Raw genomic sequence first — 7828 nt, 5'->3', positions numbered from 1 at the left:
CCGCGTGCAGGGAGGTCTCGGACGCATGCGCGTGACCACCATCAATAACGTGGTCTGGGAGCGGGGTATTTGTCATGGGGGTGTCCTTACAAGGCGGGTGGGGATTACTTGCTGAGGTTTGCGAGGCGTTCGGGGCTCAGGAGTTCCTGGAGCTGGGCGTCGGTGAGGAGCCCGTGTTCCAGGACCAGTTCCGCCACGCCCTTGCCGGTGCCAAGTGCTTCCTGCGCGATGGCGGTGGCGGTGGCGTAGCCGAGGTGGGGATTCAGTGCGGTCACCAGGCCGATGGACTGCTCCACGGTGCGGCGGAGGTGCTCGGTGTTGGCCGTGATTCCACGGATGCAGCGGGCCGTAAGGGTGCGGCAGGCTGCCTCCAGGTGGGAAATGCTCTTGTGGAGGCTGTGCACGATGATCGGTTCGAAGGCGTTGAGCTGGAGCTGCCCGGCTTCGGCGGCCATGGTGATGGTGACGTCGTTACCGATCACCTCGTAGGCCACCTGGGAGACCACCTCCGGGATCACCGGGTTGATCTTGCCGGGCATGATGGAGGAGCCGGACTGGACGGCGGGCAGGTTGATTTCGCCGAAGCCGGCCCGCGGGCCGGAGGAGAGCAGGCGGAGGTCGTTGCAGATCTTGGACAGCTTGACCGCCACGCGCTTGAGCACGCCGGACAGGTGCACGAACGCGCCGACGTCCTGGGTGGCCTCGATGAGGTCGACGGCGGTCACCAGCGGCAGCCCGGTGATCTCCGCGAGGTGCCGGCAGGCTGTCTCGGCATAGCCGGCCGGGGCGTTCAGGCCGGTGCCGATGGCGGTGGCGCCGAGGTTGATCTCGTGGATCAGCAGCTCGGCCTCGGCCAGGCGGAGGCGGTCCTCGCCGATGGTGACGGCGTAGCTGCCGAATTCCTGGCCCAGCGTCATGGGGACGGCGTCCTGCAGCTGGGTGCGGCCCATCTTCACCACGGTGCGGAATTCCAGGGCCTTCTCGGCGCAGGCTGCCTCGAGTTCCTCGAGAGCGGCCAGCAGTTCCCGGGCAGCGAAGATGGTGCCCAGCTTCACGGCCGTGGGGTACACGTCGTTGGTGGACTGGCTGAGGTTGACGTGGTCGTTGGGGTGCAGCCGCGCGTAGTCGCCCTTCGGGTGGCCCAGGATTTCCAGGGCGCGGTTGGCGATGACCTCGTTGGCGTTCATGTTCGACGACGTTCCGGCGCCGCCCTGGATGACGTCCACCACGAACTGGTCGGCCAGCCGGCCGGCCATGACGTCCTGGCAGGCATGCTCGATGGCATCGGCGCGTTCGGCGTCCAGCAGGCCCAATTCACGGTTGGTCCGGGCGGCGGCAAGCTTCACGGCGGCCAGGCCGCGGACCAGGTGCATGTTCGAGGACAGTTTCTGCCCGGTGATGGGGAAGTTCTCCACGGCGCGGAGGGTATGCACGCCCCAGTAGGCGTGCTCCGGTACGTCGCGGTCGCCGAGCAGGTCGTGCTCGGAACGGACCTGCGCGGGTGCGTCGGTTTCGATGGTTGTCATGGTGTCCTTACAGGGCTTCGTTGACGGGTGCGGACAGGGGATCCTGGTTCAGGAAATCGGTGGCCTGGAGCCGGCCCACCTCGTGGCCGCCACCCAGGACCGGGGCGGTGGCAATGGATTCCAAGGGTTCGGTGTCCACGCCCAGGGCTTCCAGCAGCCGGACGGTGGCCGGCATCCGGGCACGGTCGCCGCCGTCGGAAATCTTGACGGCCACGGCGCTGCCGTCGGGCAGGCCCACCAGCTGGACGCCTTCAAAGCCGTCTTTTGCCACGGAGCCGGGCAGCAGGCGCATCAGTTCGGTGACGTCGCGGCCCTCGCCGGCCACCATCTCCGGGTGCCGCTGCATGGCCAGCCCGACGGCGGCTTCCGGACTGCCGCCGTCGTTCTTTCCTGCCGGGGAGGCGGCCAGCGCGATCCGGCCGAAGGCGCGGGCAATGCCGGTCAGGGTCAGGGCGAACAGGGGCGTGCCGCAGCCGTCGGTGCTGACGGCGGCCGGCTCTTCGCCGGCCAGCTCCGTGACGGTGCGGGCCACGAGCTGCTGCAGCGGATGCGTCGGGTGCAGGTAGCCTTCCACGGGCCAGCCGTTGATCGCGCAGGTGGCCACCATGGCCGCGTGCTTGCCGGAGCAGTTCTGGGTGACGTGGGTGGCACGCCCGCCGGTGCGCAGCCAGTCCTCGCGCTCCTCGGTGCCGTAAGGCAGGTCCGCGCTGTTGGCGAGGTCGGAGGCCGCGAGCCCGTGCAGTTCGAGGATGCGCAGGGCGCCGTCGCGGTGCGCTGCGGCGCCGGAGTGGCTTGCGGCGGCGAGGGCGAGAAGGTCGGCCGGCAGCTCCAGACCGGCGCGGACCATGGCGACGGCCTGCAGGGGCTTCAGCGACGAGCGGGGGTAGAAGGGCACCTGCGGATCGCCGGCTGTTGCTGTTGCCGAGCCGTCTGCACCCAGGGCGATGGCGGAGCCGTAGTGGACACTCTCCACCAGTCCGTCGCGGACGGCGGCCACGAGGGGAGTGTGCCGTGGCAGGGCCAGGACGGCCGGGTCAGCAGTGCGGGCAGCGGAAAACGCAGGGGAGGGCATGGCGTCCTTGGGTATCGGGTGGGTCTTGGTTCGTCAGTTGTTGAGGATGGAGTCCAGTGCCGCGCCGACGGCCTCCAGGTGCCGGGCCATGGCGGCGCGGGCGTCCTGGGCGGAGCCTGCCTCGATCGCGGCAAGGATTTCCTGGTGTTCCACGTCCGAGGCATGCTGCCGGTCCGCCACCATGTTGAGCGTCTCGGACTGGTGGGCCAGGGCATCGCGGATGTCCCCGACGACGCTGGCGAAGACCTTGTTGCCGCTGGCGCGGGCAATCGCGGCGTGGAAGGTTGAATCCATGGCCACCCAGGATTCGGGGTCGGATTCGGTGGACATGGCGGCCACGATGTCGCGGAGGGTTTCCAGCTCCTCCGGGGTGCGCCGCTGCGCGGCAAGCCCGGCGGCGGGGACCTCGATGTGCGGACGGGCCTCGGTAAGGTCCCGAGCCGAGTACTGGCCGAGGGTGAGGTCGTTGGCCACTTTGCTGGCCACCACAAAGGTGCCCTTGCCGGTCCTGGTGACCGTCAGGCCCAGAGCGGTGCAGGACCGCAGGGCCTCGCGGATCACCGACCGGCTGACGCCGTATTGCTGCGAGAGGATGGCCTCCGAGCTGAGCTTGCTGCCCACCGGCACGGCACCGGACTCGATGTCCGTGCGGATCGCGTTGAACACCGCCTCGGCGGCGCTCAGCCGGGCAAGGGGACGGGCCGCAGGCTGTCCTGCTGTCCGGCTGTCTGACAGGTTCACGCTTTAAATATGGCACCGGTCACAGTCTGTGTCAAACTTTCCTACCCCTTCGTCTGGCGGGCCGCCCGCCGCTGCCGCCGCCGGGACCGGAAGTGCCAGCCGATGAGCCCGGCCACCGCCACTACGGCGATGACGACGGCGATGTCCCGGCCGGCTGCCTGGGCGACGGCTTCGTAGGAGTTGCCGGCCAGGAAGCCCAGCAGGACGAAGCCGGTGCCCCAGGTGACGCCGCCGGCGGCGTTGAAGGCAAAGAACCGGCCGTACGGCATGCGCGACGTGCCGGCCAGGGCGGGCATGACGGCGCGGAAGAACGCTGTGAAGCGGCCCAGGAAGACGGCGGAACCACCCTTGCGGCGGAGGAAATCCTGGGCATTTCCCAGCCGCTCCTGGTGCCGGGCGAGGGGCCGGGAGGCGATGATCCGCTGGCCCAGGTGCTTTCCCACCTCATAGCCGGCGCTGTCCCCGATGATGGCTGCCGCGACCACCAGGGCCATCATGGGCAGCAGCTGCACCTCGCCCCGGCTGGCCACCACGCCGCCCAGGACGGCGGCGGTTTCGCCGGGAATGACGAAGCCGACAAACAATGCGTCCTCGGCAAACACCAGGCAGAAGACCGCGATGTACGCCACCAGCGGACTGACGTTCAGGAGGCCATCGATGAAGGCCGTCATGGGAGCAAGTTTAGGCCTGCGGTGCCGGGACGGGACCGAGCTTTGCCAGGAACGGGATCCTGGCCAGCACCGCCAGGCCGAACCGGTTCCACAGGCCGGTGATGAACGTTGCTCCGGTTGCCGCCGTGAGGAAGGACGCCACGACATCCGTGGGGTAGTGCACGCCGAGGTAGACGCGGGAGAGTGCCACAGCCACCACCAGGACCACACCAAGGATGGCGGCGGGGCGTTGCCACCGGGTTCCGCGGGCCAGCAGGAAGAAGGCGATGGCGAGGGCGGCGGCCAGGGCGGTGTGGCCGCTGGGGAAGCTGTCGGTGCCCGGCTCGGGCAGCAGCGGGTTGAACAGGGCGGTGGAGTCGGGGCGGTGCCGCGCCACCAGTACTTTGAAAAGCTCGCTGCTGACCCAGCCGCCGGCCGCCACCAGCCCGGTGGCCGCGGCATTCACGGGGCTTCGCCGCACCAGCAACAGGTACAGGCAAAGTGCCGCGATCATCAGCACTCCGCCGGGCGGGCTGAACACCGTGTTGATGAACAGCGCAATGCCGGTGAGGGGCGGTGTGTGGTCGTGGCTCAGCTCGGCGTCGACGGCCATGTCAGAAGCGGTGAGCGCGGGGATGAACCGCAGGGCCAGCCCGGCGGCGACAATCAGGACGGCGGCGAGGGCGGGTACCGCGATCCAGTGCCGGAGCTGCGGGAGGGCTGCCATCCGGACCGCCGGAACCTGCGGGGCGGGCGATGGGTTGGGGTGCGGTCTGGCAGAGGGCGTCACGGTGCTGGCCTGGTTCTTTCGCGGAGGGTTGGTTCACCTTGAGTATGCGCACCTGTGCCTGAAAGAAGACTGTGAACGGCCAAGGGACCTCGTTTTATCACCTATTCAGCTGGCACATTTCAGTACGTTCGTGCCGAAATTCCTTCTTTGCTTGCCGGTCGCCGGGGTCTATGGTTGTTAGCAGAGCCAATCGGCACGTTCATGCCTATCGGGCAGGGAGATCGTGGATATGAAGGAGTTGTCGGGCCGACTCGCAGCCGAGGTCCGGGCACGCCGGAGGGTGCTTCGGCTAACCCAGCGGGACCTGGCGGACATGGCCGGAGTCTCGGAGCGTTTCGTCCGGTTCGTGGAGCAGGGCAAGCCGAGCATCCAGCTCGACTCGCTGGTTGCCGTGCTGGATACGTTGGGCCTTGAACTGGAGATCGGCGGCCGTACCAGCGTGTTCTCCCGCGCGGGACAGGTCCCGGACCGCGGCGAAGGGGCCGGCGCATGAGGCACCGGGTCGCGGACATCTACAAGGCCGGCGTCCTGGCGGCCCGCCTCGAGCGCCACGACGGCGGCACGAAGTTCAGTTACCTGCCCTCCTACCTCGCCGGCGGGGGACCCGCCGTCGCCAGTTCCCTGCCGCTCGCGAGCGAACCTGTCGTGTCCGCGGCGGGGGCTGCCCCGCCGTACTTTACTGGCCTGTTGCCGGAGGGCCGCCGGCTCAATGCCCTGCGGCGATCCATCAAGACCAGCGCCGACGACGACCTCTCCCTGCTCATTGCGGCAGGCGCAAATCCGGTGGGGGACGTGCAGATTGTGGGGCACGGCGAACCGCTGGACCCGGACGAGCACGCAGTGGAGCTCGATCCGAAACAGCCGGCTGACTTTGACCAGCTCCTGGGGGACCCGGACCTGATTGATCCGGTGGCGCTTGCCGGGGTGCAGGACAAGTTGTCCGCCGGGATGATTTCGGTGCCCGTCGCCAGGGCCGGGCGGCGGTACATCCTTAAACTGAACGCCCCCGAATTCCCGCACGTGGTGGAGAACGAACTGGTGATGTTCCGCTACGCCGCCAAACTGCGGATTCCGTTGAGCCGGGTGGAGCTGATCCGGGATGTTGGGGGGCGCCCCGGCCTGCTGGTGGAGCGCTTCGACAGGGTGCCGCTGCCCGGTGGGGGAGCGGACGCCGTTCAGCGTTTGGCGGTCGAAGACGCCGCGCAGGTGCTCAGGCTGTATCCGGCCGACAAGTACAACGTGGGTTATGCGCAGGTCTGCCATGCTTTGGCGGATCATTGCGCCGCGCCGTTGCCGGCCCTGCGGAACCTGGCCATCCAGGTGGCCTTTGCGTGGTTGAGCGGCAACGGTGACCTCCACGCCAAGAACCTGTCCATGGTGCAGCAGCCGCACGGTGAGTGGACCGTTGCGCCGGTGTACGACATCCCCTCCACCGTGGTCTACGGCGACAAGACGCTGGCGCTGACCCTGGACGGCAAACGGTCGGGCATCTCGCGCCGCCAGTTCCTTGGCTGGGCGGCCGGGCTGGGACTTCCGGAACGCGCGGCCGCCAAGGTGGCGGAGCTGGCCCTGGCGGCATCGGGACCGTTGCTTGCCGACCTTCAGGCGGGGACGGCATTCGCCGTCGTGCATGGCGCCAAAGGGAACCACGACGGCGGCTCACCTTTTCCGGATATGGTCACGCGGGCGTGGGTCAAGGAGCTCAAGCACCGTCGTCGTTTATTCGATGGATAACGTGCGCACCCAGCAGACCCTGCCAGGAGCGCAAACGCGGGCTCTGGTTTACAGGTGCTGGATACCGGCGCGCTGCATGGCATCGCGGTAGACCTCCACGCTCTTGGCGAGGAGCTCTTCCTGTTTGGCCTCGGAGACGGCAAAAGCCCTGCCGCCCAGTGCGGTCGCCTTATAGATCTTGATGCCGGCGTTCTTCAGCGACGAGTGGTACGTCTTCTCGAACAGGGTCAGGAAGGTGGACGCATCCGTGCCGTGGGCGATGATCGCCGAGACGCGGGCGTTGATTTTGAGGAACTGGCGGAAGGGGCGGAGGCCGTCTGTCTTCTCCTGGACGCTCAATGCCGACGGGCTGCCGCTTTCACGAACCCAGGGGTAGGCGTTCCACGGCATCACGTAGCGGGGGTCGAGTTCGGCCAGTTCGTAGATCTGGGTGGCCCGGCGGGCGGCTTCGTCGTCGTTGTTGTGGGAGACGAAGCCGGACTCAGTGCCCTTGCCGGGGCTCGGGTGGAGACTGATGATCCTGCATTCATCTTCGTCGTGGACGGGGTCGATATAGGGGACGGTGGATCCGGGCTTCTTTTCCATCAGTTCATCGCAAAGCTGCGTCACTTTGGCAATGTTGGGTTCCTGTAGCAGGGCCTTTTTTTCGTCCCAATCAATAGTCACGATCTCTCCCTAAGCAGCGAAGCGTCCAGAATCAGGCGTCCGATGCCACTTTACGCTCCCCGGGGTAGGGGTGGGCAGGGGCAATATTAGGGGCACCCCTAATCCCGGCGGTCTTTGACGCATCAGCGCTGGTGGAAGCGGTGTTCCTGGCGCACGCCCTGGGAAATCCCGGCCATGGCGTGTTGACGCGACTCTTTGCCTTGGGCATCGCAGGCACGGCGACGGCTCCGCGCAGTCGGCGGGACGGCCTTCGGAGCAGCTGTTGTGAGGGGAGATGTGCCCGCGTGTGGCGTGGGGGCGGCTGCTGACGTGCCCGCTTGCAGTGTTCCCGGTAACGGCGGGGCGGTTGATCGGTAGGTGTGTCCGGTTGGGGTGGTGGTTTCTACGGTGTGGCGCGGTCCGGGAAGGGGCTTGGTGGTCCAGCCGGGGGTTTCTTTGGTGTGGTTGCAGGCTTCGCACAGGCCTTGGCCGTTGACGGCGGTGGTGGGGCCGCCGTTCTGCCAGGACATGATGTGGTCGTGGTGGCGGATGGGGGCGTCGCAGTAGGGGGTGCGGCAGGTGTCGTCGCGGACCTGGAGGAAGCGCTTTAATCCGGGCGGGAAGAGCCTGGCCTTGGAGTCCATCGCCACCAGTTCCCCGGTGCCGGGGG

9 protein-coding genes are annotated in these 7828 nt (G+C 67.8%); 2 read left to right on the top strand and 7 right to left on the bottom strand.

The window, feature by feature from the left end; translation table 11 throughout:
* Nucleotides 1-104: 104 nt before the first annotated feature.
* Genes ACYSM9_RS21495 through ACYSM9_RS21475 form a run of 5 tightly spaced genes read right to left on the bottom strand, consistent with a single transcriptional unit; the run spans nt 105 to nt 4779 of the window.
* Nucleotides 105-1526 (bottom strand): aspartate ammonia-lyase, encoded by a 1422-nt coding sequence (locus tag ACYSM9_RS21495; protein ID WP_461858978.1) that lies wholly within the window; start codon nt 1524-1526, stop codon nt 105-107.
* 7 nt (nt 1527-1533) lie between these two features.
* Nucleotides 1534-2598 (bottom strand): asparaginase, encoded by a 1065-nt coding sequence (locus ACYSM9_RS21490; protein WP_461858977.1) that lies wholly within the window; start codon nt 2596-2598, stop codon nt 1534-1536.
* Nucleotides 2599-2631: 33 nt separating this feature from the next.
* On the bottom strand, nt 2632-3339 hold the full coding sequence (locus ACYSM9_RS21485) for a FadR/GntR family transcriptional regulator (protein WP_461858976.1): 708 nt from the start codon (nt 3337-3339) through the stop codon (nt 2632-2634).
* Nucleotides 3340-3380: 41 nt separating this feature from the next.
* A complete protein-coding gene (locus ACYSM9_RS21480; protein WP_461858975.1) occupies nt 3381-4010 on the bottom strand; it encodes a DedA family protein in 630 nt (209 codons plus the stop codon).
* 10 nt (nt 4011-4020) lie between these two features.
* Entirely contained in the window at nt 4021-4779 is a 759-nt protein-coding gene (locus ACYSM9_RS21475) for a phosphatase PAP2 family protein (protein ID WP_461858974.1), read from the bottom strand.
* Nucleotides 4780-5008: 229 nt separating this feature from the next.
* Here ACYSM9_RS21475 and ACYSM9_RS21470 point away from each other — a divergent pair, with 229 nt between their 5' ends.
* Together ACYSM9_RS21470 and ACYSM9_RS21465 are read left to right on the top strand one after the other, a co-directional pair.
* Nucleotides 5009-5272 (top strand): type II toxin-antitoxin system Y4mF family antitoxin, encoded by a 264-nt coding sequence (locus tag ACYSM9_RS21470; RefSeq protein WP_461858979.1) that lies wholly within the window; start codon nt 5009-5011, stop codon nt 5270-5272.
* Nucleotides 5269-6513: a type II toxin-antitoxin system HipA family toxin gene (locus tag ACYSM9_RS21465; protein WP_461858973.1), complete on the top strand. Its 1245-nt coding sequence runs from the start codon at nt 5269-5271 to the stop codon at nt 6511-6513. The genes ACYSM9_RS21470 and ACYSM9_RS21465 overlap by 4 nt, the downstream gene beginning before the upstream one ends.
* 48 nt (nt 6514-6561) lie before the next feature.
* Here the strand turns inward: ACYSM9_RS21465 and ACYSM9_RS21460 are convergent, their stop codons facing one another.
* Entirely contained in the window at nt 6562-7179 is a 618-nt protein-coding gene (locus ACYSM9_RS21460) for a uracil-DNA glycosylase family protein (protein WP_454483834.1), read from the bottom strand.
* A gap of 122 nt (nt 7180-7301) precedes the next feature.
* On the bottom strand, nt 7302-7828 hold a 527-nt coding region (locus ACYSM9_RS21455; RefSeq protein WP_461858972.1), incomplete at its 5' end, for an HNH endonuclease.

It is taken from the genome of Arthrobacter sp. C152, assembly GCF_054890965.1.
Note: the sequence above shows the minus strand (reverse complement) of the source record. Positions and strands in the feature narration are given on the sequence as shown.